The 21,942-nt window shown below is 67.0% G+C and carries 24 protein-coding genes; 20 read left to right on the forward strand and 4 right to left on the reverse strand.

The annotated features are described in order from the left end of the window. Positions 1 to 284, reverse strand: a 284-nt coding sequence (locus tag B2J89_RS17005) for a flagellar hook-basal body complex protein FliE (protein WP_169170209.1), incomplete at its 3' end; no start/stop codon positions are given. A gap of 176 nt (positions 285 to 460) precedes the next feature. Here B2J89_RS17005 and fliF point away from each other — a divergent pair. The 13 genes from fliF (at position 461) to fliR (ending at position 11,373) form a co-directional block, all read left to right on the forward strand. Further along, positions 461 to 2,143, forward strand: coding sequence for a flagellar basal-body MS-ring/collar protein FliF (gene fliF / locus B2J89_RS17010; RefSeq protein ID WP_169170210.1), 1,683 nt, complete (start codon positions 461 to 463; stop codon positions 2,141 to 2,143). A gap of 30 nt (positions 2,144 to 2,173) precedes the next feature. Then, on the forward strand, positions 2,174 to 3,169 hold the full coding sequence (gene fliG, locus B2J89_RS17015) for a flagellar motor switch protein FliG (RefSeq protein ID WP_169170211.1): 996 nt from the start codon (positions 2,174 to 2,176) through the stop codon (positions 3,167 to 3,169). After that, positions 3,150 to 3,896 (forward strand): flagellar assembly protein FliH, encoded by a 747-nt coding sequence (locus B2J89_RS17020; protein WP_169170212.1) that lies wholly within the window; start codon positions 3,150 to 3,152, stop codon positions 3,894 to 3,896. Before fliG ends, B2J89_RS17020 begins: the two co-directional genes overlap by 20 nt. Next, positions 3,886 to 5,286: a flagellar protein export ATPase FliI gene (gene fliI, locus B2J89_RS17025; protein WP_169170213.1), complete on the forward strand. Its 1,401-nt coding sequence runs from the start codon at positions 3,886 to 3,888 to the stop codon at positions 5,284 to 5,286. The genes B2J89_RS17020 and fliI overlap by 11 nt, the downstream gene beginning before the upstream one ends. A gap of 16 nt (positions 5,287 to 5,302) precedes the next feature. Beyond that, on the forward strand, positions 5,303 to 5,752 hold the full coding sequence (fliJ, locus tag B2J89_RS17030) for a flagellar export protein FliJ (protein ID WP_169170214.1): 450 nt from the start codon (positions 5,303 to 5,305) through the stop codon (positions 5,750 to 5,752). Positions 5,753 to 5,769: 17 nt separating this feature from the next. Further along, complete coding sequence (locus tag B2J89_RS22825) at positions 5,770 to 6,972, forward strand: flagellar hook-length control protein FliK (protein ID WP_240965065.1); 1,203 nt, start codon at positions 5,770 to 5,772, stop codon at positions 6,970 to 6,972. 175 nt (positions 6,973 to 7,147) lie between these two features. Continuing rightward, a complete protein-coding gene (gene fliL / locus B2J89_RS17040) occupies positions 7,148 to 7,726 on the forward strand; it encodes a flagellar basal body-associated FliL family protein (RefSeq protein ID WP_206041461.1) in 579 nt (192 codons plus the stop codon). Between the two features lie 19 nt (positions 7,727 to 7,745). Then, entirely contained in the window at positions 7,746 to 8,750 is a 1,005-nt protein-coding gene (fliM, locus tag B2J89_RS17045; RefSeq protein ID WP_169170215.1) for a flagellar motor switch protein FliM, read from the forward strand. Continuing rightward, positions 8,740 to 9,183, forward strand: a complete 444-nt coding sequence (gene fliN, locus B2J89_RS17050; protein WP_169170216.1) for a flagellar motor switch protein FliN — start codon at positions 8,740 to 8,742, stop codon at positions 9,181 to 9,183. The genes fliM and fliN overlap by 11 nt, the downstream gene beginning before the upstream one ends. Before the next feature lie 7 nt (positions 9,184 to 9,190). Further along, a complete protein-coding gene (locus B2J89_RS17055) occupies positions 9,191 to 9,541 on the forward strand; it encodes a flagellar biosynthetic protein FliO (protein WP_169170217.1) in 351 nt (116 codons plus the stop codon). Positions 9,542 to 9,629: 88 nt separating this feature from the next. Continuing rightward, positions 9,630 to 10,316 (forward strand): flagellar type III secretion system pore protein FliP, encoded by a 687-nt coding sequence (gene fliP / locus B2J89_RS17060; RefSeq protein ID WP_169633492.1) that lies wholly within the window; start codon positions 9,630 to 9,632, stop codon positions 10,314 to 10,316. A gap of 10 nt (positions 10,317 to 10,326) precedes the next feature. After that, on the forward strand, positions 10,327 to 10,596 hold the full coding sequence (fliQ, locus tag B2J89_RS17065; RefSeq protein WP_169170218.1) for a flagellar biosynthesis protein FliQ: 270 nt from the start codon (positions 10,327 to 10,329) through the stop codon (positions 10,594 to 10,596). Between the two features lie 6 nt (positions 10,597 to 10,602). After that, the gene (gene fliR, locus B2J89_RS17070; RefSeq protein ID WP_169170219.1) at positions 10,603 to 11,373 is read left to right on the forward strand and encodes a flagellar biosynthetic protein FliR; all 771 of its coding nucleotides are present in this window, start codon (positions 10,603 to 10,605) and stop codon (positions 11,371 to 11,373) included. 33 nt (positions 11,374 to 11,406) lie between these two features. Here the strand turns inward: fliR and B2J89_RS17075 are convergent, their stop codons facing one another. Both B2J89_RS17075 and B2J89_RS17080 read right to left on the reverse strand, forming a co-directional pair. Then, complete coding sequence (locus B2J89_RS17075) at positions 11,407 to 12,036, reverse strand: response regulator transcription factor (protein ID WP_169170220.1); 630 nt, start codon at positions 12,034 to 12,036, stop codon at positions 11,407 to 11,409. Further along, positions 12,033 to 13,139 (reverse strand): response regulator, encoded by a 1,107-nt coding sequence (locus tag B2J89_RS17080; protein ID WP_169170221.1) that lies wholly within the window; start codon positions 13,137 to 13,139, stop codon positions 12,033 to 12,035. The genes B2J89_RS17075 and B2J89_RS17080 overlap by 4 nt, the downstream gene beginning before the upstream one ends. Positions 13,140 to 13,276: 137 nt before the next feature. Between B2J89_RS17080 and B2J89_RS17085 the strand changes: the two genes are divergently transcribed. The 7 genes from B2J89_RS17085 (at position 13,277) to B2J89_RS17115 (ending at position 19,694) form a co-directional block, all read left to right on the forward strand. Continuing rightward, positions 13,277 to 13,723 (forward strand): hypothetical protein, encoded by a 447-nt coding sequence (locus tag B2J89_RS17085; RefSeq protein ID WP_169170222.1) that lies wholly within the window; start codon positions 13,277 to 13,279, stop codon positions 13,721 to 13,723. 50 nt (positions 13,724 to 13,773) lie between these two features. Then, complete coding sequence (locus tag B2J89_RS17090; protein ID WP_169170223.1) at positions 13,774 to 14,136, forward strand: response regulator; 363 nt, start codon at positions 13,774 to 13,776, stop codon at positions 14,134 to 14,136. Positions 14,137 to 14,175: 39 nt separating this feature from the next. Next, positions 14,176 to 16,266 carry a chemotaxis protein CheW gene (locus B2J89_RS17095; RefSeq protein WP_169170224.1) on the forward strand — a complete coding sequence of 697 codons (2,091 nt, stop codon included), beginning with the start codon at positions 14,176 to 14,178 and terminating at the stop codon, positions 16,264 to 16,266. 52 nt (positions 16,267 to 16,318) lie between these two features. Next, entirely contained in the window at positions 16,319 to 16,807 is a 489-nt protein-coding gene (locus tag B2J89_RS17100; RefSeq protein WP_169170225.1) for a chemotaxis protein CheW, read from the forward strand. 103 nt (positions 16,808 to 16,910) lie between these two features. Then, positions 16,911 to 17,804, forward strand: a complete 894-nt coding sequence (locus B2J89_RS17105) for a CheR family methyltransferase (RefSeq protein WP_169170226.1) — start codon at positions 16,911 to 16,913, stop codon at positions 17,802 to 17,804. Between the two features lie 31 nt (positions 17,805 to 17,835). After that, entirely contained in the window at positions 17,836 to 18,585 is a 750-nt protein-coding gene (gene cheD, locus B2J89_RS17110) for a chemoreceptor glutamine deamidase CheD (protein WP_169170227.1), read from the forward strand. A gap of 20 nt (positions 18,586 to 18,605) precedes the next feature. Beyond that, positions 18,606 to 19,694, forward strand: a complete 1,089-nt coding sequence (locus B2J89_RS17115; RefSeq protein ID WP_169170228.1) for a chemotaxis response regulator protein-glutamate methylesterase — start codon at positions 18,606 to 18,608, stop codon at positions 19,692 to 19,694. 188 nt (positions 19,695 to 19,882) lie between these two features. On the opposite strand, the gene B2J89_RS17120 is transcribed toward B2J89_RS17115, so the two are convergent. Beyond that, positions 19,883 to 21,772, reverse strand: a complete 1,890-nt coding sequence (locus B2J89_RS17120; protein WP_169170229.1) for an ATP-binding cassette domain-containing protein — start codon at positions 21,770 to 21,772, stop codon at positions 19,883 to 19,885. Positions 21,773 to 21,942 lie beyond the last annotated feature (170 nt).

Consider the following 21,942-nt stretch of genomic DNA (forward strand, 5'->3'; position numbering starts at 1 on the left):
TAGGCCTGCACCATGCGGTTGCGCACGTGCAGCGTGGCCTGGAAGCCGATCTGCGCCTTCTGGATGGCGACCATGGTTTCTTCGAGGCTGACGGCGGGGTTTTCCATCTGCACTTCCTGCTGCAGGCGCGTGGAGTGGTTTTGCGCGGCGCTGACGGAGGTCAGCGCGCCCTTGAGCGCGCCGGCAAAGCCCACATCCTTCTCGTCGCTTTGCGGCAAAGCGGGGCGGCGCACCAGGCTGGCGCCAGCGAGCGGGGTGGTGGGGCTTGAAATGCGCAGGTCCATGGCGGTGTGGTTCTACCTAAAGAGATGCGGCAATCGTAGGGCGCGCGCGCCCGTCCATCGCGGCGAACAGATGGCCAAATGCGCGGCTTATCCAGCGAACGTGCGGGGGTGCGTGCCCGAATAATCGAGTCCGGCACAAGGTCCCTGCCGTGGGACTGCCATACTTGGAAAGCCAGATGTCCGCAGTTGTCGATGCTCCTTTGATGAACCCTTCTGCCAGCCCCACATGGCTGCAGCGGCTGTCGGCGCTCGACCGGGCGCAGCGCATGCGCCTGGGGGCGGGCATGGCCTTGCTGGTGGTGGCCGCCGTCGCGGCGCTGGTGCTGGGCCGCCAGCCCGACTACCGCGTGCTGTTCGCCAACCTGAGCGACAAGGACGGCGGCGCCATCGTGGCGCAGCTGTCGCAGATGAACGTGCCCTACCGCCATGCCGATGGTGGCGGCGCGATTTTGATTCCGGCCGACAAGGTGCACGACGTGCGCCTGCGCCTGGCTTCGCAGGGGCTGCCCAAGGGCTCGGTGGCGGGCTTTGAGCTGATGGAGCAGAGCAAGTTCGGCATGACGCAGTTCCAGGAGCGGCTCAATTTCCAGCGCGGGCTCGAGGGCGAACTCACGCGCTCAATCCAGGCGCTGTCGTCGGTGCAGAGCGCGCGCGTGCACCTGGCGCTGCCGAACCAGAACGGGTTTTTTCGCGAGCAGCAAAAGCCTTCGGCGTCGATCCTGGTGAGCCTGTACCCGGGCCGCACGCTCGACCGCGCCCAGCTCGCCGGCATCGTGCACCTGGTGGCGTCGAGCGTGCCCGAGCTGGCGCCATCGGCCGTGAGCGTGCTCGACGACAGCGGCAAGCTGCTGTCCAACCCGCCCGACGGGGCAGGTGCCGGCGGCTTTGACGCGCAGCAGCTGCAGTACGTGCAGCAGATCGAGCAGCAGTACACGCGCCGCATCCTCGACATCCTGGAGCCCGTGGTGGGGCGCAGCAACGTCAAGGCGCAGGTCACGGCCGAGGTCGATTTCAGCCAGACCGAGTCCACCTCTGAACAGCACCGCCCCAACCTGGGCGCCGATGCCAGCGCGGTGCGCAGCCAGCAGGTGGTCGAGAGCACCGGAGTGCAGGGCGCGGCGCAGCCCACGGGCGTGCCCGGCGCCACGAGCAACCAGCCGCCCGCGCCGTCGAGCGCGCCCATCAACGGCGCCAACCCGCCGCCCACGGCCGCGGGCCAGCTGGGCGCGGCTGCGGCTGGGGGTCGGCGCGAGTCGGTCACCAACTACGAGGTCGACAAGACGGTGCGCGTCACGCGCGGCGGCAGCGGCAGCGTCAAGCGCCTGAGCGCGGCCGTCGTCGTCAATTACCAGCCGGTGGCGGGGGGCAAGGGCCCGGCCGTCAACCAGGCCCTGCCGCCCGAACAACTCGCGCAGATGACGGCGCTGGTGCGCGAGACGATCGGCTTCAGCCAGGAGCGCGGCGATTCGGTCAACCTGATGAACACGCCTTTCCTGGTCGATGCCGTGCCGGCCGCCGACCTGCCGCTGTGGAAGCAGCCCGAGACGCTGGAGCTGGCGCGCAGCCTGGCCTGGCCCGTGGGGCTGTCGCTGTTTGCCGCCATCGTGCTGCTGGGCCTGGTGCGTCCTGCACTCAAGGCGCTGGGCAAGCCGCGTGCCGTCCCGGTGGCGGGTGGGCAACTCGATGCGCTCGAGGCCGACCAGCCCCAGCGGCCGGCCTTGCCGGCACCGAGCGGGGCGCAAGACCTGTCGCCGACGGCGGAGCAGCTGCGCCTGGACGAAGCCCGCGCCCTGGCGCGCAGCAACCCCATGGCGGTGGCCAACATTGTCAAAAACTGGGTCAACGGCGAAGCCAACTGACCCGCAACCTGTACCGGAAACTGCCCCACCATGGATGAGCAAGGACTCAACGACGCAGCCATCTTCCTGATGTCGCTGGGCGAAGAGGAGGCGGCCGAGGTGTTCAAGCACTTCTCGCCCAAGGAAGTGCAAAAGCTCGGCGAGACGATTGCGCGCATGCGCAACGTCTCGCGCGACAAGGTAGACCAGGTGATCAACCGGTTTTCGGGCGATGCGGCCGCGCAAAGCCTGCTGGTGTCCGACACCGGAAACTACGTGCGCGCGGTGCTCAAGCGCGCGCTGGGCGACGACAAGGCGGGGCTGCTGATCGATCGCATCCTGCAGGGCGGCGATGTCTCGGGCATCGAGAGCCTCAAGTGGATGGACCCGCTGTCGGTGGCCGAGCTGCTGCGCAATGAGCACCCGCAGATCGTGGCGGCCATCCTCGTGCACCTCGATTACGAGCAGTCCGCGGCCGTGCTGATGCAGTTTTCCGACCGCCAGCGCAGCGAAGTGCTGCTGCGCGTGGCCACGCTCGAGGGCATCCAGCCGACGGCGCTCAAGGACCTCAACGAGGTGCTGTTCAAGGTGCTCGCCGGGGGCGACAAGATCCGCAAGACCTCGCTCGGCGGCATCAAGGCGGCGGCCGAGATCATCAACCTGCTGGGCACCAACACCGAGTCGGTGGTGCTCGAATCGATCCGCAGCTACGACCCCGACCTGGCGCAGAAGATCATGGACAAGATGTTCGTGTTCGACGACGTGATCAAGCTCGACGACCGCGCCATCCAGACGGTGCTGCGCGAAGTGGCGTCGGAGACGCTGATCGTCGCGCTCAAGGGCGCGCAGCCCGAGCTGCGCGAGAAGTTCCTGGCCAACATGTCGAGCCGCGCTGCCGACGCGCTGCGCGAGGACCTGGAGTCGCGCGGCCCGATGCGCCTGTCCGAGGTCGAGGCGCAGCAGAAGGAAATCCTGAAGACCGTGCGCCGCCTCGCCGACGAAGGCCAGGTGGTTTTAGGAGGCGGAAGTGACGACAGCTTCGTCTAAAAATCGCTACGCCCGCTTCATCCCGAGCGAGGAAGTGGGGGACGTCACGCAATGGCGCTTTGGCGCGGTGGGCAGTTCGCACGCCCAACTGCCCGAGCTGGAGGCCACGACCGAGGCGGAGACCGAGGCCGATGCCGCGGCCCGCATGGCGCAGGAGGCCCTGGAGCAGGCCGCGCTGCAGCAGGCCAGCGACGACGCCTATGCGCTGGGCCTGCAAAAGGGCCGCGAGCAGGCCACGGCCGAATGGCAGCGCCGCATGGACGAGTACGTGGCGGGCGAGGGCCTGGAGGCCGCACGCCGCCTCGATGCCGCGGTGCAGGCGCTGTCTGCGAGCCTGGACGCCATGCAGCAGCACATGGCGCAGGACGTGCTGCAGCTGGCCTGCGACATTGCGCGCCAGGTCGTGCGCCAGGAGCTGCGCAGCAACACCGACGCTCTGCGGCCCGTGGTCGGCGAGGCGCTGGGCATGCTGGTGGCTGATGGCAAGCCCGCCACCGTGCGCCTGAGCCCGACGGACCACGTGGCGGTGGCGGCGGCATTGCGCGAAGAGTTCAGTGCCAGCCCGGTGCAGTGGCTGGTCGATGCGGCGGTGCCGCCCGGCGGCTGCCAGGTCGAGGCGGCAGGCGCCGTGGTCGACGGCAGCCTGGACAAGCGCTGGCAGCGCGCCATCGCCCCGCTGGGGCTGGCGTCGGCATGGAGCAGCGCAGGGGATGGCGATGGCATCTGACACCGCGGACGCCGCCACCGACTGGACACGCTTCATGGCCGACGCGCGCGAGCGCGTGGCCGAAGCCGGAGCGTTGGAAACGCGCGGCACCCTGACGCGCCTCACGGGCCTGGTGCTGGAGGCCTCGGGCATCCGCGCGCCCGTGGGTTCGCAGTGCATGGTGCAGATGCCGGGCGCTGCGCCGATCCTGTCGGAGGTGGTGGGGTTTTCGGCCGACCGGGCCTTCTTGATGCCGGCGGGCGATATCCATGGCCTGTCGAGCGGCGCCAGCGTGGTGCCGGCGGCGCCTTATGTGCCTGCGCCGCGCCTGGGCGAAGCCTCGCGGCCCATCAACCCCATCGGCGTGCTGCGCCTGCCCATGGGCGACGGCCTGCTGGGCCGCGTGGTTGATGCGCAGGGCCTGCCGCTGGACCATGGCGGCCCGGTGCAGGACGTGGTGGCCGAACCCATGGACCGCCGCCAGATCAACGCCATGGAGCGCGACCCGGTGCGCGAGCCACTCGACACCGGCGTGCGCGCGATCAACGCGCTGCTCACCGTGGGGCGCGGCCAGCGCCTGGGCCTGTTTGCGGGCTCGGGTGTGGGCAAGAGCGTGCTGCTGGGCATGATGGCGCGCTACACGCAGGCCGACGTGATCGTGGTCGGCCTGATCGGCGAGCGCGGCCGCGAAGTCAAGGAGTTCGTCGAAGACATTCTGGGCGCGCAGGACCGCGGCCGCGCCGTGGTGGTGGCGGCACCGGCCGACGCGCCGCCGCTCCTGCGCATGCAGGGCGCGGCCTATGCCACCGCCATTGCCGAGCATTTCCGCGACAAGGGCCAGCATGTGCTGCTGCTCATGGACTCGCTGACGCGCTACGCCATGGCGCAGCGCGAGATCGCGCTGGCCATCGGCGAGCCGCCCGCCACCAAAGGCTACCCGCCGAGCTGCTTTGCCAAGCTGCCGCAGCTGGTCGAGCGCAGCGGCAACGGCCTGCACGGCGTGGGCTCGATCACGGCGTTCTACACCGTACTGTCCGAGGGCGACGACCAGCAGGACCCGATCGCCGACGCGGCGCGCGCGATCCTGGACGGGCACATCGTGCTCTCGCGTGCGCTGGCCGAGACGGGGCACTTTCCGGCCATCGACATCGAACAATCGGCCTCGCGCGTGATGCACAACGTGGTCTCGCGCGAGCATTTCGAGGTGGCGCGGCAGTTTCGCGCCGTCTATTCGCGCTACCAGAAGAGCCGCGACCTGGTGCAGGTGGGCGCGTACATGAGCGGCTCGGACCCGGCGCTCGACGAAGCCATCCGCCTGCAGCCGGCCATGGCCGCGTTCCTGCAGCAGGGCATGTTCGAGGCCGCGTCGATGAACGACAGCTGCCTGGCCATGGCCGACCTGTTGGGCTGAGAGGGAGGCGGTCGCCATGTCTTCCTTGAATGCACTGACCGTGGCCGTGGAGCTGGCGACGCGCCAGCGCGACGACGCCCTGCGCGCCTTGCAGGGCGCGCAGGGCGCGCACCAGGCAGCGCTGGACCAGATGGCGCAGTTGCAGGGCTATGCCGACGAAACGCAGAACCGCTGGGGCCTGCGCGCCAATGCCCAGGTGGTCCCCGAGGTGATGTACCACCACTACCAGTTTATGGACCGGCTGGGCCACGCCATGGGCTTGCAGACCACCGTGGTCGGGGACCACGAAGTGCGCACGCGCACTGCCCACCAGGCCCTGCTGGCGGCCGAGCTGCGCCTGGCCAGCCTGAAGAAACTGACCGAAAAGCGCCGCGCAGAGTGGGAGCAGCTACAGGCGCGGCGCGACCAGAAGCAAACCGATGAGCGTGCGGCCCTGCAGCGCCGCAGCGCATTCAATGGCCCCTGAGGGCCGGAGCCGTGACCATGGAACAAAGCCGCATCTCTGCGCCCCCGGCGCACCACACCCAGCCGACCGCCCGCGCCAAGGCGGCGCTTGCGCCTGCCGTGCCCGACGATGCGGCCGCCGCAGGGGGCTTTTTCTCGCTGCTGGCCGCATTGGGGGAGGCCCTCTCGCCCGAGCCGGTGGCCCAGGACGCCACGGCGCTGGCCGCCGGTGACCCAGCGGCGGCTTTGGCGTGGGCGGGCACCGGACCGGGCCTGCCGCTGGCCGGGCGGTTTGTCACCGACCCGGCCGCCGTCGGCGCGGAGCTGCTGCCGGTCGGGGGGCTGGTGGCCCAGACCGCACGGCTCGATGCCGCCGCGGGGGCCCAAGGGGACGAGGCGGCCGAGGGGGCGGGCGCCGCCCTGGCCGGTTACCGGCGCATTTTTTCGCGCATGCAAAGCGCGGTGTCATCAGGCACTGAAGGCGCCAGCCGCGGGGTGGCCGCGCCGGGCATGGCCACGGCTGCGGGGGACAGGAAAGTCGCCACCGCCATGCCCTTGCCTGGCACGGCGGCGCTGCCGCCCGAGCGCCGCGATGGGGCTGCGGCGGGCGCTGATGCCATGGCCGCGCCACCGCGCGGCGCGCACGACCCGGGCGCCCCGCCGGCGCTGTGGCAAGCGCTGACGGCAGACACTGCGGTGCCAGGGCGCTCCGCGGCGCGGGGCGGCGAGGGCGCACCCGGCCAGGGCGCGCCTTCGTCCGGCCCTTGGGGCAGCGACTCCCCAGGCCCGCAAGGCCCTGCGATGGGAGAAAGCGCAGGCGTGGCCGCCGAGGCCGCGCAGTTCAGTGCCGAGGACGGTGTGGCCGAGCAAGTGGCCTACTGGGTGGGCGAGAATCTGCAGAACGCCGAGCTGACCGTGAGCCACGACGGGCAGCCCGTGGAAGTGAGCGTGTCGCTGTCGGGCAACGAAGCCCATGTCGCGTTCCGCAGCGACCAGAGCGAAACCCGCGAGCTGCTGGACGCCGGCGTGGCCCAGTTGCACGACATGCTGCGCAGCGAGGGGCTGGTGCTGTCAGGCGTGACGGTGGGCAGTTCAGGGGGGCGCAGTGCTCCAGACGGCGAAGGGCGCCCGTCCCGCGGGCAGCCGGGCGGGCGGCAGGGGCAAGGGCTGGTGGCCCCAGCGGCTGCGCCGGCCCGCGCTGCTGCAGGGATCACGGACAGGTCGGTCGACGTGTTCGTTTGAGCGGCACCCGCGCAGTGTGGCGGCAGCGCACCGCCGCACGGCGCGGTGGAATGCCGGGGGTTCGCAGGCCTATTCTGGCCATTGGGGGGCGCGGCATCTTCAATAATGGAGCCTTCCAAACCGCTTGCAACCCCTGGCTGCAAGCCACACCGCACCCGCCGCAAGGAATCTCAACGTGTCCACCCAAGCTGCAGCCTCCGAGGCTGCCAAGACCCCGGCCAAGGGCAAAAAGCTGATCCTCATCGTCGCTGCCGTGGTGGTGGCCCTGCTGGTGGCTGCGGGCGCCACCATGGCCTGGGTGGTGTCGAGCCGCGCCTCGGCGGACGAGTATGGCGACGAAGAGGTACAGAAGAAGGCCGCTCCCGCCGTGGTACCGACCTTCCTGCCGATGGACACGCTGGTGGTCAACCTGGCAGACGCCGGCGGTGAGCGATTCGCCCAGATCGGCATCACGCTCGAACTGGAAGACTCTAAGACCTCCGATCTGGTCAAACAGCACATGCCGAGCATCCGCAGTGGTGTGTTGATGCTGGTGTCACAGCGCACCTCCGATGAGTTGCTGAGCCGCGAAGGCAAGGAAAAGCTGGCTGCGGACATCCTGCAGGAAGTTGCCCGGCCCCTGGGCTTCAAAGGTGCGGCCGAGGCACGCCGCGAGGGCGGCGACAGCGACGACGAGCGCCGGTCGGCCAAGCGCCGCAAGGAGGCGGCCCATCCGGTGCGGCAGGTGCTTTTTTCCAGCTTCATCATCCAGTAGGTTGCACGAGGGCTGAGCCATGAGCGAATCATTTCTGTCGCAAGAAGAAGTCGATGCCCTGTTGGAGGGGGTGACGGGCGAGAGCCAGAAGACCGTCGAGGAAGTGCACGAAGCGGGGGAAGTGCGCAGCTACGACATCTCCAGCCAGGAGCGCATCGTGCGCGGCCGCATGCCGACGATGGAGATCGTCAACGAGCGCTTTGCGCGCAATTTCCGCATCGGCCTGTTCAATTTCATCCGCCGCAGCCCCGAGATCTCGGTGGGCACGGTGTCCGTGCAGCGCTACAGCGCCTTCCTGCGCGAGCTGGCGGTGCCGACCAACTTCAACATCGTCGCCATCCGGCCGCTGCGCGGCAGCGGCCTGATCGTGTGCGAGCCCTCGCTGGTGTTTGGCATCATCGACACGCTCTTTGGCGGGGCGGGCAAGTTCCAGACCCGCATCGAAGGGCGGGACTTTTCGCCTACCGAGCAGCGCGTCATCAACCGCCTAGTCGATGTCATCTGCACCGAATACAAAAAGGCGTGGCAGGGCATTTACCCGCTGGAGCTCGAATACCAGCGTTCGGAAATGCAGCCGCAGTTCGCCAACATCGCCACGCCCAGCGAAATCGTGGTGTCGACCGCGTTCCAGCTCGAAATCGGCGATCTGTCGGGCGCAGTGCACATCTGCATGCCCTATGCCACGCTGGAGCCGATCCGCGATGTGCTGTATTCGTCCACGCAGGGCGACTCGATCGAGGTCGACCGGCGCTGGGTGCGCGTGCTGACGCGCGAGATCCAGGCGGCCGAGGTCACGCTGGTGGCCGAGCTCGCGCGCGCCGACGCCACGGTGGAGCAGCTGCTGTCGATGAAACCTGGCGACTTCATTGAACTGGACCGGGAGCCGCGCATCCGCGCCTCGATCGGCGGGGTGCCGGTGTTTGAGTGCCAGTACGGCACGCACAACGCCAAATACGCCATTCGCATTGAAGAATGTCTGCGCAATTCAGACCTGAGCTGGATGGGAGAAAAGAATGTCAACTGAAGACCATGCCAACAACAACGATGCCGCGGCGGACGACCCGTTTGCGGGCTGGGCCGAAGCGCTCGAAGAGCAAAAACAGAGCGACGGCAAGCCCGTCGACGCCGAGCAGGGCGGGCCGCTGAGCGGCGAGCCGGTGCGGCCATTCGCCAGCGGGGGCGACGCGCCCGTGAACGACATCAACATGGTGCTCGACATCCCGGTGCAGCTGTCGGTCGAGCTGGGACGCACCAAGGTGCCAATCAAGTACATCCTGCAACTGGCCCAGGGCTCGGTGGTCGAGCTCGACGCCCTGGCGGGGGAGCCCATGGACGTGCTGGTCAACGGCTACCTGATCGCGCAGGGCGAGGTGGTGGTGGTGAACGACAAGTTCGGTATTCGCCTGACCGATGTGGTGACGCCGTCCGAGCGGCTGCGGCGGGTCAGCCGTGGGTGAGGGCAGCATGGCACAGACCTTGGGATTGGTGGTGCTGTTCGTCGCCGCCATGGCCGCGCTGCCGTGGCTGATCCGGCGTGTGCAGCAGCGCCAGGCGCAGGGAGCGGGGTCGGCCGGCACCGCCGCGCGCGTGCTCTCGGCCGTGGCGGTGGGCCCCCACCAGCGCGTGGTGACCGTGGAAGTGGGGCCGGAAAATGCCCGCACCTGCCTGGTGCTGGGCGTGACGGCGCAGCAGGTCAGCTGCCTGCACGTGCTGGCCGTGCCCACGGCACCTGCGGTGGTGTCCGCCCCCAGCTTCGCAAAGGAAATGGCGGCTGCCAGCGGGCCGGCGACGCCGGCGGCGGCTTCCCATGAATAAGCGCTGCGGGTTTTCGCAGCGCGTGCGCGTGCCTGGCTGGGTCCGAGCCGCGCTGTTGCTGGGCCTGGTGGCGGGCCACGCGCCCGCCATGGCACAGGCGGCCGGGTCGCTTCCGCTGCTGGTGGGGTCGGGCAGTGGGGGCACGAACTTCTCGGTGCCCATACAGACCCTGCTGTTCTTCACGGCACTGTCGTTCCTGCCGGCGGTGCTGCTGATGATGACCGGGTTCACGCGCATCGTGATCGTGCTGTCGCTGCTGCGCCAGGCCATCGGCACGCAGTCTGCGCCGCCCAACCAGGTCATCATCGGTTTGTCGCTGTTTCTCACCGTGTTCGTCATGGGGCCCACGCTCGACCGGGTCTACCAGGACGCCTACCTGCCCTACACCACCAACGCCATCGGCTTCGAGCAGGCGCTCGAGAAGGCCGAGGCGCCCATGCGGCAGTTCATGCTCAAGCAGACCCGCCAGTCCGACTTCGCGCTGTTCGCCCGCCTGGCCAAGCTCGACGCTGCCACCACGGCCGACACCGCGCCGCTGCGCGTTCTGGTACCCGCCTTCGTCACCAGCGAGCTCAAGTCGGCGTTCCAGATCGGGTTCATGATCTTCATTCCCTTCCTGGTCATCGACATGGTGGTCTCCAGCATCCTGATGTCGCTGGGCATGATGATGCTGTCGCCGGTGCTCGTGGCCCTGCCGTTCAAGCTGATGCTGTTCGTGCTGGCCGATGGCTGGAACCTGCTGATCGGTTCGCTCGCGGCGAGCTTTGTCACCTAGGAGTGCGCGCATGACGTCGCAAATGGTTCTGACGATCGGGCGCGATGCCCTGACCCTGCTGCTCATGATCGCCATGCCCGTGCTCGGTGTGGTGATGGCGGTGGGTCTGCTGGTGAGCATTTTCCAGGCCGTGACGCAGATCCACGAGGCCACGCTGGCTTTCGTGCCGAAGCTGATCGCGGCAATGGTGGTGTTTGCGATTGCTGGCCCTTGGATGCTCAGCACGCTGGTGGATTTCATCCGCCGCACCATCTTGTCGATCCCATCGATGGTCGGCTAGTCCTTTGTGATCACGTTCTCCGAGGCGCAGCTGGTGGCCTGGCTTTCGCCCATCCTGTGGCCGTTTCTGCGTGTGCTGGCGGTGTTCTCCTCGGCGCCGCTGTTTTCGATGCGTGTCATCCCCATGCGCACCAAGATCGGCCTGGCCTTTTTGGTGGCGCTGTGCGCGCAGGCCATGCTCGAAGGGCAGCCCGTCGTGGCACTCAACGGGCCCGGTGCGCTGGGTGCAGTGGCCCAGCAGGTGGCAGTGGGCCTGGCCCTCGGGTTTGCCGTGCGGCTGGTGTTCGCGTCGGTGGAGCTGGCCGGCGAGGTGATCGGATTGCAGATGGGCCTGAATTTCGCCTCGTTCTTCGATCCGGCCAGCAATGCCCAGGTCAGCGCCGTGGCGCGTTTCTTCGGGCAGATGGCCATGCTGCTGTTTGTGGTGGTCAATGGCCATCTGATGGTCTTGATGGCGGTGGTCAAGAGCTTTGACGCGTTCCCGGTGGATGGTCATTTTCTCCGCGCCTTGGCGCAGATGCGGCTGCACGAGCTCGGCACCTCGCTGTTTGCCAGCGCCCTGTGGATGGCCCTGCCCATGGTGGCCCTGCTGCTGTTTGTGAACCTGACCCTGGGCATCATTTCGCGCGTGGCACCGCAGATGAACATCTATGCGGTGGGCTTTCCGGTGACGCTGACGGTGGGGCTGCTGGGCATTGCCGCCACGCTGCCGATGATGGAGCAACCTGTCCTGGCCTTGATGCAGCAGGCGATCGACCTGTTCGCGGCGCAGCGCTGACGGGCCAGGCGCCTGCCGCAGCGGCTGCTGCGCTTAGACGAGCTCGTTGCGGATGGCGTACACCGTCAATTCTGCATTGTTGGTGAGTTTGAGTTTTTCGAGCACGCGAGAGCGGTACACGCTCACGGTCTTGGGGCTCAGCATCAGCTCTTCGGCGATGTCGGACAGGCGCTTACCGGTGGCAATTTTCAACAGGGTCTGGAGCTCGCGCTCCGACAGCGCCGCATGTGCGGATTCCGACTCGGGCTCGGACACGCTATGCGCCAGCATCTGCGCCACCTCGGCGGTCAGGTATTTGCGCCCCTGCACCAGGGTGCGCACGGCCGCCACCAGCTCGACGGGATCGGATGCCTTGTTCGCGTAGCCTTGTGCGCCCGCGCGCAGGCAGCGCACGGCGTACTGGTCCTCGGGGTACATCGACACCACGAGCACCTTGATCTCGGGGTGCGTCTCGCGCACGCTGGCCAGCACTTCGAGGCCGCTGCGCCCGGGCAGGTTCAGGTCCAGCAGCAGCACCTCGCAGGCACCGCCGCGCAGCACCTCGCGCAGCTCCGAATAGCTCCCGGCCTCGCCGGTGACCTGGATGTCGGGCGCTTCCTCCAGCGTATCGCGGATACCGCGGCGCACCAGGGCATGGTCATCGCATAGCACCACTTGAATCAAGGCTCGTCTCCTGTTGTGCGGACCCGCGATGGTAGCGGGACCGACAGGATCACCGACGTTCCCTTGCCGGGCTGGCTGCTGATGTCCAGCCAGCCTTGGACGGTGCGCGCGCGCTCCTGCAAGCCGCGGATGCCGAAGGCTTTGGGTTTGTCGCGCGCTGCCGGGTCCATGCCGCAGCCGTCGTCCCAGACTTCGAGCGTCAGCATGCCTTCGGTGTCCGCCAGGTCCATGCGGACCTGGCGTGGCGTGGCGTATTTGGAGACATTGGTCAGGGCTTCCTGGGCGGTGCGGTAGGCCACAAGCTGCACATCGTCGGGCAAAGCCATGCGGGGCGCGCTCGTGCGCACCTGGGTGGGCACACCGGTGCGCCGCTCGAAGCTGTCGGCCAGCCACTGGACTGCTGCGACCAGGCCCTGGTCGAGGATGGGGGGGCGCAGGTCCATCATGATGCGCTGGCTGGCCCCAATCGCATGCTGCAGCATCGCTGTGGCGGCCTGAGCATGGTGGCGCACGCCGTCTTCGGTGGTGTGGCGAGCGATCCAGGCCAGATCGAACCGGATGGCCGTGAGCGCGCCGCCGATGTCGTCATGGATCTCCCGCGCGATCGACGCACGCTCCTGTTCAATGGAGCTTTGCAGGTGCTCGGCCAATTCGGCCAGCCGCTGTTGCGAGGCGGCGAGTTCACGCGCGGCGAGCTCGCGCGCAAGCCGCGCCTGGTGGACCTCGCAGGCCCGGGAGATGACGTGCGGCAGGCGCGCCATATCGTCCTTGAGGACATAGTCCGCGATGCCCAACCGCATGGCATCCACGGCAGCCGCTTCGCCAATGGCGCCGGACAGCAAGATGAAGGGGGGGTGCGACGGCTGTTGCGAAACCTGCTGCCAGGCGTCGAGTGCCGTGAATCCCGGCAAGCGGTAGTCGGCGAGGATCAGATCAAACCCGCCCTGGGAGGCGCAGCGCGTGAACGACTCCAAGGTGTCCACCTGCTGCATCGTGAAAGCCATGCCAGCACGGCGCAGGGCGATCGCTGTCAGCGCATGGTCCGCCGGTGAATCTTCCAGATGCAGGATGTGCAGGGGGTGGTCTGGCGCGGCGGTGACCATAGGGGCGGTATCATAGGATACAAATTGGAACAAACTGAGGTGGGTATTCGTGAGAGCGATAGAACGGCCACCGCTTCCCGGGGCTACGAATCAAGGCTTGCAAGGCGTGTAAAGCGGCCTGCAGCGATGGAGAAACGATGCAATCAATGCTAACAAGATCTGGTGGCCCGGGAGTGCAGGTGCCTGTCATGGTGGCGGCGGAATTGCAGGATTCCCTGCTCGTTGTCATGCACGACCTGCAGCGCCTCGAAGGACTGCTGAGCCAGGCCACCGACAAGCTGCTGGACCATTTTGGTGCCGCCAACGCGACCTTGACCGAAGCGGTGGTCGGTGACTGTGCAGAGCTGGCTGCCGTGCGCGCCGCCCTGCGGGCGGCGGTGACGGAGCTGCAATTCCAGGACATGGCCTCGCAGCTGATCTGGCACACGACTAAGGTGCTGCAAGGCTGTGCGTTTCGGCTGGCGGCCGAGACCATGGGCACGGACGAGGGGGAAGAGGCTGCGCCCTTTGCGGACATGGCGCCCGACCGGCCCAATCCCGTGACCCAAAGCGAGATGGATGCCGGTTCGATCGACCTTTTTTGACGAATCGCTGCGCTGGTTAACCTATATATTCAAGTGAGTTGGAGCTTTACATGCAATCGATCCTCGCCGTTGATGACTCTCTGTCCATGCGCAAGATGGTGTCTTTCACCCTCACCGGTGCCGGCTACCACGTAGTCGAGGCGGTGGATGGCGAGGACGCGTACGAAAAAGCGCAGAGCCACAGCATCGATCTCGTGCTGGCCGACCAGAACATGCCGCGCCTCGACGGCATCGGCCTGACCCGCAAGCTGCGCGAGCACCCCAAGTTCAAGACCGTTCCCATCTTGATCTTGACCACCGAATCCAGCGACCAGATGAAGCAGGCAGGCCGCAGCGCCGGTGCCACGGGCTGGCTGGTCAAACCCTTCGACCCCACCAGGCTCATTGAAGTGATTCGGAAAGTGATCCGTTGAGCGCCATGGCCCAGGACAGCAAGTACACAGGAGCCCCCCATGGGTGAGACTTACCAGGAAGGATCCGGATCGGGTGCAGACTTCGACCTGACCCAGTTCTACCAGATCTTCTTCGAAGAAGCCGGTGAAAACCTCGACCAGATGGAGCACATCCTGCTCGACCTGGACCTCAGCAGCGCCAACGATGAGGAGCTCAACGGGATTTTCCGGTGCGCCCACTCCATCAAGGGCGGGGCTGCGACGTTCGGGTTTTCCGATGTGGCCGAACTGACGCACCACATGGAGTCCTTGCTGGACCGGCTGCGCCGGCATGAGATCGCGCCCATCGCGCAGATGGTGGATGTGCTGCTGGAGTCGGCCGACGCCTCGCGCAGCCTCCTGGCGCGCCACCAGGCTGGCGGCGAGGGCGAGGGCCCGTCGACGGCAGGGCTGGTGCGCCGCATCAGCGAGCTGGCAGCCGGCATGGTGCCCACGCAGCCTGTACCCGTTCCAACGGTGGCCGCGGCGCCTGCGCCGGAACCCGACAAGGCGGCTGCCGCGCCGGCAAGCCCCGGAACGCGCCAGATCCAGGTGCGCATCGGCCCGTTGGAGCGCGTCGAGAGCGCCGACGCCGTCAAGGAGCTGTTTCGCGATATCCCGGGACTGGGCAGCATCAGCGATCTGCCCTGCGCGCAGGCCGACACCCGGGTTTTCGCGGTGGAAACCACCTCCAGCGACGATGACTTGCTGGACTTGTTCGCGTTCCATGTGTCCAAGGAGCAGGTCCACATCAGCGGGCCAGACGGCGGCGAGCCGGCCCCCGAAGAGCCGCTGGCGCCGCTGGCGAACGGCGAAGTGCCCTACGGGTTTTTCCAGGGCGCACCCGGAGCACCGCCGCAGGAGCCGGAGGCTCTGACAGTGGCCGCGCCTGCTGTGGTGGTTGCGCCCAAGGCCGCCGAGCCCAAGGCGGCAAGCCAAGCACAGATGGAGTCGACCACGATTCGCGTGGCGGTGAACAAGGTTGATCAATTGATCAACCTGGTCGGCGAACTCGTCATCACGCAGGCGATGCTGGCGCAAAACAGCCTCGGCCTGGATGCCGGGGTGCACCAGCAGCTGCTGGCGGGCTTGGCCGATCTGGACCGCAACACCCGGGATTTGCAGGAATCGGTCATGTCGATCCGCATGATTCCAATGTCCATCGTGTTCAGCCGCTTTCCCCGCATGCTGCGCGACCTGGCCAACCGGCTCGACAAGAAGGTGGAACTGGTCACGCACGGCGAGGCCACCGAGCTGGACAAGGGCCTGGTCGAAAAAATCACCGATCCGCTCACGCACCTGGTGCGCAACAGCGGCGACCATGGCATCGAACTGCCAGCCGAGCGGCTGGCCAAGGGCAAGCCGGCGCATGGCACGATCACCCTGTCGGCCGCACACCAGGGCGGCTCCATTGTCATCGAGGTGCGCGACGACGGGCGGGGCCTGTCGCGCGAGAAGATCCTGCGCAAGGCGCGCGAGCGCGGCATGGACGTGTCGGACCAGATGAGCGACGCGGAAGTCTGGCTGCTCATTTTCGCGCCCGGCTTCTCCACCGCCGACGTGGTCACCGATGTCTCGGGACGGGGCGTGGGCCTGGACGTCGTCAAACGCAACATCGCCGCCCTCAACGGCACGGTCGAGGTGGACTCGTCGGAGGGCTATGGCATGAAGGTGTCTGTGCGCCTGCCGCTCACGCTGGCCATCATGGACGGCATGTCGGTCGGTGTGGGCGACGAGGTCTACATCTTGCCGCTGTCGTCGGTCGTAGAGTCCTTCCAGGTCAACGCCGATGCGGTCAACACAGTGGCCCAGGGCTCGCAGCTGGTGAAAGTGCGCGAGGAATACATGCCGGTGATCGCGCTGGAAAAGATTTTCCAGGTGCCGCGACCCGATATCAACCAAAGCAGCACCATCATGGTGGTGGTCGAGGCCGACGGCAGCCGTGTGGCGCTGCTGGTGGATGAGCTTCTAGGCCAGCACCAGGTGGTGGTCAAGAACCTCGAATCGAATTACCGCAAGGTGCCCAATGTGTCCGGTGCCACCATCCTCGGGGACGGCAAGGTGGCGTTGATCCTCGACACGGGCGGGTTGGTGCGCCGCGCGCGCCATTGATTTTCAGGCCAGCGCCAGACGGCGCTGCCACAGACAAACAGGAGAATTCAGCATGAGTGTGATGGGAAAAACCGGCGAAATCGCCGCCGCGGGTGCAAGGGAGTACCTGACGTTTCGCCTGGACCAGGAAGAGTACGGTATCGACATCCTAAAAGTGCAGGAGATCCGGGGCTACGAGCCGCCCACGCGCATCGCCAATGCCCCTGAGTTCATCAAGGGCGTGGTCAACCTGCGCGGAACGATTGTTCCCATCGTGGACATGCGCCTGAAGTTCAACTGCGCCCAGGCGGAATACAACAGCTTCACGGTGGTCATCATCCTGAACCTGCGCAACCGCGTGGTGGGCATCGTGGTGGACTCGGTCAGCGACGTGATGGAACTCACGCCCGAGAGCATCAAGGCGGCGCCCGAGATCGAGAGCGTGATCGACAACGGCTGCATTCTGGGTTTGGGATCGGTGGCCGAGCGCATGCTGATCCTGCTCGATATCGAGAAGCTCATGTCCAGCGTGGACATGGGGCTGGTCCCCGCGGGTGACTAGCCGTCTGGCCGGATCGAAGGGCATGCGGGCGGCGCTCGCTGCCCGGGTTCAATGCTTGGTGACATGACTGCCCACCCTTGTCGAGCGATCGCCTATGTGTGCCATGGCCAGCCCTGACGCGACCGTGCGCGCAGGCGCAGGCGGTGCAGCGCGCACAGGCGACGCCCCACCGGCCGGGCCCTTGGCGCAGGGGCGGGAATTCGTCTGGACCGACGCCGACTTTTCACGCGTGCAGGCCCTGATTTACCAGCGTGCCGGCATCCACCTGCACGATGGCAAGCACGCCATGGTGTACAGCCGGCTGTCGCGGCGCCTGCGGGAGACCGGGCATGCGAGCTTCCATGGCTATCTGGCGTGGCTCGAGACGCATGACGGCCCCGAGTGGCAAGAGTTCATCAATGCCCTGACCACCAATCTGACCGCGTTCTTCCGCGAACAGCACCACTTCGAGATCCTGGCCGCGCATCTGCGGTCGCAGCCCGCGGGCACGCCCTGGCGCGTGTGGTGCAACGCGGCGTCCACGGGCGAGGAGCCGTACTCCATCGTGATGACCGCGTTCGAGGCGCTCGGTGCGAACGCGCCGTTCAAGCTCGTGGCCAGCGACATCGACTCCCGGGTGCTGGCCACGGCCGCTCAGGGGGTGTACCGGCTCGACAGCCTCAAGGGTCTGGGCACGGAGCGCTTGCAGCGGTTCTTTCTGCGCGGCAAGGATTCGAATTCCGGTCTGGCGCGCGTCAAGCCCGAGCTGGCCCGCGCCATCGAGTTCATGAGTGTGAACCTGATCCGCGACGATTGGCCGTTCCGCGAGCCCTTCGACGTGGTGTTCTGCCGCAACGTCATGATCTACTTCGATGCGCCCACGCAGCGCCGCGTGCTCGAGCGCATCCACCGCGCGCTCAAGCCCGGTGGCATGCTGTTCGTGGGCCATGCCGAAAATTTCAGCGAGTCCCGGGACTTGTTCACCTTGCGCGGCAAGACGGTCTACGAGCGCCGTTGATGCCGCACGCCCTGCTTCGCCTTGCGACACCATGACCACCTCGCGATCCGGTTTTCCAGTCCCTGTGGACGCAGCCACTGCCGGTGGCGTGGAGCGCCGCCGCGTCCCTCGCATGGCCCCGCTGCCGGCGGACCTGTGCGCACCCGCCGCGGCCGCCGCGCCCGAGTCCTCTCTGGAGGCGCTCAAGGCGCGGCCCGCACGCCCCGGGCAGGCGAGTTTTTTCTATTTCGACCACCATTTCCAGTACAACGCGGTCAAGGTCTTGCCGGGCGAGTACTTTGTGGCCAATGAGGACCTGGTGATCATGACCGTGCTGGGCTCGTGCATTGCGGCCTGCCTCTGGGACAGCCGTGCGCGCGTCGGCGGCATGAACCACTTCATGCTCCCCGACGGCGACTCCATGGATGTGTCCGGCCGCTATGGCTCCTACGCCATGGAGTTGCTGATCAACGAAATGCTCAAGCTGGGTGCGCGGCGCGAAACCATGCAGGCCAAGATTTTTGGCGGCGCCCAGGTCATGCACAACTTCACCACTCTGAATGTGGGCGAGCGCAACACGCAGTTCGTTGTGGACTACCTGCGCACCGAGCGCATCCCGGTGGTCTCGGAAGATGTGCTCGATATCTATCCCCGCAAGGTGTGCTACTTCCCGGTGACGGGCAAGGCCATGGTCAAGCGCCTGGCCCATACCCATCCCGAGGAACTGCAAGCGCAGGACAAGCGGGGCAACGCCGCTGCCGTGGCGAGCGCCGCGGCGGGTGGTTCGGTCGATCTGTTTTAAGTTCAGGAAGAGAGCGGGAGATGGGCACGAAAATCCGGGTGATTGTGGTGGACGATTCCGCGCTGGTGCGCAGTCTGCTCGCAGAAATCATCAACCGGCAGCGCGACATGGAGTGCATCGGAACGGCCAACGACCCGCTGATCGCCCGCGAGATGATCCGCGAACTCAACCCGGACGTGATCACGCTCGACGTCGAGATGCCGCGCATGGATGGCATCGACTTCCTGGGCCGCCTGATGCGCTTGCGCCCCATGCCCGTGGTCATGATCTCCACGCTGACCGAGCGCGGCGCCGAAGTCACCATGAAGGCCCTCGAACTCGGCGCCGTGGACTTCGTTGCCAAGCCCCGCGTGGGCCTGGCCAATGGCCTCAACGAACTGGCCAGCCAGATCGTCGACAAGATCCGCGTGGCCGCGGTGGCGCAGGTGCGCCGCATGCCGTGCGAGCCCGCGCTGGCGGGCGCAGAACGTGCCGCCGCCGCACTGCCGTCGGGCCTGCTCGGGCGCCTCTCGACCGAGAAGCTGGTCTGCATCGGCGCTTCCACCGGCGGCACGGAGGCCATCAAGGAGATCCTGGTGCACATGCCGGCCGATGCGCCCGCCATCGTCATCACCCAGCACATGCCGCCCGGGTTCACGACCAGCTTTGCCGCGCGGCTCAATGGGCTGTGCCAGATCACCGTGAAAGAGGCGGTCCACGGCGAGCGCATCCTGCCCGGCCACGCCTACATCGCGCCCGGCGGCAGGCAGTTCTCGTTGCAGCGCAGCGGCGCCAACTATGTGGCGGTGGTCGATGATGGCCCGCCGGTCAATCGCCACAAGCCGTCGGTGGAGGTGCTGTTCAAATCGGCCGCCGCGGTCGTCGGGCGCAACGCGTTTGGCATCATGCTCACGGGCATGGGCAACGACGGCGCGGCCGCCATGCGCGAGATGAAGGACGCGGGCAGCTACAACTATGTGCAGGACGAGGCCAGCTGCATCGTGTTCGGCATGCCGCGCGAGGCCATCGCCCACGGCGCGGCCGACGAGGTGCTGGCGCTCACCCAGATCGCGCCGGCCCTGGTGGCCAGATTGCGCGGCGCTTCCGACCGGGTGCACCACCGCATTTGAGCGTGCTGCGGTGCAGGTGCCTGTGGAGCGGCATCAAAAACAGGAGCAGCTAGCGCTCGCCGGTTCTTGGTTTCAGGGATAAAACACCTTGAAAACCAGTAGGAGACAGCGCAAGGCGCTCACTTTATTGAAGCGCTGGCGCGGCCACCCCGCCAGAGCCTGTTTCCCCAAGCTGCCGCCCTGCGGCTTCAGGCGGACAGCAGCGACCAGCGCTCCAGCGCCTCCATCAGGGCGTTTTCAATCTCGCCCTCGCGCGCATGCAGGGTGGCGGCGCGCGCGCCATCGCTGCTGTACAGCGTGCCGTCGGCCAGCGCCTCCTGAATGTCCCTTTGCTCGGCCTCGAGTGCCGCAATCTGCTCGGGCAACTGGTCCAGCTCGCGCTGCTCCTTGTAGCTGAGCTTCTTCTTGGCTGGCTGCGGGCGCTCTTCGGAAGGGCGTTGCGCGGCGTTGGGGCTGGGGGCCGGTGCCGGCGCGGCGGTTGCGGGCAGCGCCGCGGCGGCGATTTCACGGCTGCGGCGCGACTGCACCAGCCAGTCCTGCACACTGCCTTCGTACTCGCGCCACAGGCCGTCGCCCTCGAACGCAATCGTGCTGGTGACCACGTTGTCGAGGAAGGTGCGGTCATGGCTGACCAGGAAGACCGTGCCTTCGTAGGTCTGCAGCAGCTCTTCCAAGAGATCGAGCGTTTCGATGTCCAGGTCGTTCGTCGGCTCGTCGAGAACCAGCACATTGGCCGGCCGCGCGAACAGGCGCGCCAGCAGCAGCCGGTTGCGCTCACCGCCCGACAGCGAGCGTACAGGGGAGTGCGCGCGCGCGGGCGAGAACAGGAAGTCGCCAAGGTAGCTCTTGACGTGCTTGCGCTGCTTGCCGATCTCGATCCATTCGCTGCCGGGGCTGATGAAATCCTCCAGCGTGGCGTCGAGGTCGATCGCATGGCGCATCTGGTCGAAATAGGCCACCTGCAGGTTCGCGCCCTGGCGCACCCGGCCGCTGTCGGCCTGCAGTTCGCCCAGGATGAGCTTGAGCAGCGTGGTCTTGCCGGCACCGTTCGGGCCGATCAGGCCCACCTTGTCGCCGCGCAGGATGGTGCCGCTGAAGTTGCGCACGATGGTCTTGTCGCCAAAGGCCTTGGAGACGCCTTCGAGCTCGGCCACGATCTTGCCGCTCGGTGCGCCCGAGGCCAGGTCCATCTTCACGCTGCCCAGCGTCTCGCGGCGCTGGGCACGGCTGGCGCGCAGCGCTTCGAGCCGTCCGATGCGGCTCTGGCTGCGGGTGCGGCGCGCTTCCACGCCCTTGCGTATCCAGATCTCTTCTTGCGCGAGCAGCTTGTCGGCCTTGGCCGAGATGGTTTCTTCCTGCGCCAGTTGCTCCTGCTTTTGCAACACATACTGGGCAAAGTTGCCGGGGTACGAGAGCAGGTTGCCGCGATCGAGCTCGACGATGCGTGTCGCAACCCGGTCCAGAAACGAGCGGTCGTGGGTGATGGTGACGACGCTGCCGCTGAAATCGATCAGCAAATCTTCCAGCCACTCAATGGAGTCCAGGTCCAGGTGGTTGGTCGGCTCGTCGAGCAGCAGCACGTCCGGGCGCGTCACCAGTGCCTGCGCCAGGGCGACGCGCTTCTTCGTGCCGCCCGAGAGGTCGCCGACGCGGGCCTGGGGGTTCAGGTGCAGGCGCTGCAGCGTTTCTTCCACGCGCTGCTCCCAGTTCCAGGCGTCGTAGGCCTCGATCTGCGTCTGCAAGGCGTCCAGATCCAGGTCTTCAGCGCCGCTCAGGTACTGGTCGCGCACGGCAATCACATGGGCCAGGCCGTGCGAGGTCGCTTCAAAGACCGTGGCTTCGGGGTCCAGATCGGGTTCCTGCGCCACATAGGCAATGCGTACGCCCTGCTGCAGGTGGCGCGCGCCATCGTCCGCATGTGCGAGCCCCCCCAAAATCTTCAGCAGTGACGACTTGCCGGCGCCGTTGCGCCCAATCAAGCCCACCCGCTCGCCGGTCTCCAGGGAAAAAGTTGCGTGGTCCAGCAAGGCCACGTGCCCGAAGGCTAGCTGTGCGTCTAATAAGGTAATCAATGCCATGGTGGGCCATTATCGGGCGCCCGCCCTGGGCGGGCGCACCGGAGGGCAAGCGCGTGGCACGGCAGGGATGTGCAATTTCTTCGCCAATCTGTTGTTTGGCCCTCCCCACCGGTGCTATAGTCGAGGGCTTCGCTGCACGGAAGCCTCCTTCAAAGAGGGTCTGTGCCAGC

The sequence above is a fragment of the Acidovorax sp. SRB_24 genome (assembly GCF_012931925.1).